Here is a 1,273-nt window from a genome sequence, read left to right on the forward strand (position 1 = left end):
TAATTATAATTATTTTTTGATAAAAATACACTCAGTATTAAACCTTTCTGTAGTTATTTGATTATTAACAGTTACTTGTGTCTAATAAATAAACTAAAAAATCACGTGGCTAATCAGCTTAGTAAACTTATCTTTAATACTTCAACCCCTGATCTAAACAACTTCTGCTCTGCCTTTCTTCTTCTAACTAATCCATCAAGCTTTTGACCACCTGCAAATACCCATCGTGTGAATTGTTCAGCCGCTTCTGAGTATTTGCCTTGGTAATAACTTGAGCAATGTAGATGACTGAAGATTGCCTGTGCCTAAGTTAAATGTGAACGATACCAATGCATCAAACATATCTTGATTGATTTCAACTTCAACATATCTATTAACTGCATTTTCAGCATCTACTAAATCTTCAATGAGTAATTGCTCTGCTTGCTTTTGAGTGATGACTTCATTTTTAGACAGCTTCGGAGGTTTGCCATCGATCGCCTTAAAGCCTTTAGTATGACCATAACCGATAGTCCAAACGCCCACAGAATCTTGATAGTCTTTTAACTTACAGCCCTCAAAATCTTTGATTAGCTCAATGCCTTTTTTATCTGTTTTCATTTTTATTCCATGCAACAAAAAAACCAATTAAGGGGCTTTGTAATTACTTAACATTTGCATTTTTGGCTAACTCAAGTAAAACCTTATTACTGGACTCTCTAAATTTTTCAAAACGACTTTTAAAAATCACTTCTTTAACGAGCCCGGTCCCATCTGGTTCTATCTTGCTCTTAGCTAAATCACTCCACGCATCAATAAAAGCTTCAGTGTTACCTCTATACTCTTCAAACAACTCTTGGTTTATTACCCTATGAAGCCGGCATATCATGGATGCTTTCCCAAGATCTAAATAGAGCTCATCTATTGCAGAGGTAGAGGTTTTTACTTCATCGCTTCTTATTAGCATTGANTAGAGGTTTTTACTTCATCGCTTCTTATTAGCATTGATTTTAATCTGAGACGCTGAACTGTGTCATACAACTCTTCAACTTTGGAGATAAAAAGTTTATTGTCTTCGATTGTGAACTGGATGCTAGCCTGATTTCTTGTTGCTTCTCTCTGTGAATACAAGGCAATAAATGCGGCCCCAAATGCTATTAGACCCGCAATCAAAGATCCGTGATCTTTTAAAACACCGTAACGGCTTTGATCAGCTGAATACTCCACAAACGCCCCAAGAAGACAATAAAATACCAGTCCAACTAAGCATATACATAACTGGACAAGAGATATT

The 1,273-nt window shown here is 35.8% G+C and carries 1 protein-coding gene and 1 pseudogene; both read right to left on the minus strand.

All coding sequences use genetic code 11. The annotated features are described in order from the left end of the window. Window positions 1-113 precede the first annotated feature (113 nt). Window positions 114-600 (minus strand): annotated as a pseudogene (locus BZK16_RS13880) (lysozyme). Window positions 601-643: 43 nt separating this feature from the next. Further along, window positions 644-832: a hypothetical protein gene (locus BZK16_RS14180; protein WP_143691208.1), complete on the minus strand. Its 189-nt coding sequence runs from the start codon at window positions 830-832 to the stop codon at window positions 644-646. Between the last annotated feature and the right edge of the window lie 441 nt (window positions 833-1,273).

Source organism: Wohlfahrtiimonas populi (genome assembly GCF_002006795.1).
In the GTDB taxonomy this organism is placed as follows: Bacteria; Pseudomonadota; Gammaproteobacteria; order Cardiobacteriales; family Wohlfahrtiimonadaceae; genus Wohlfahrtiimonas; species Wohlfahrtiimonas populi.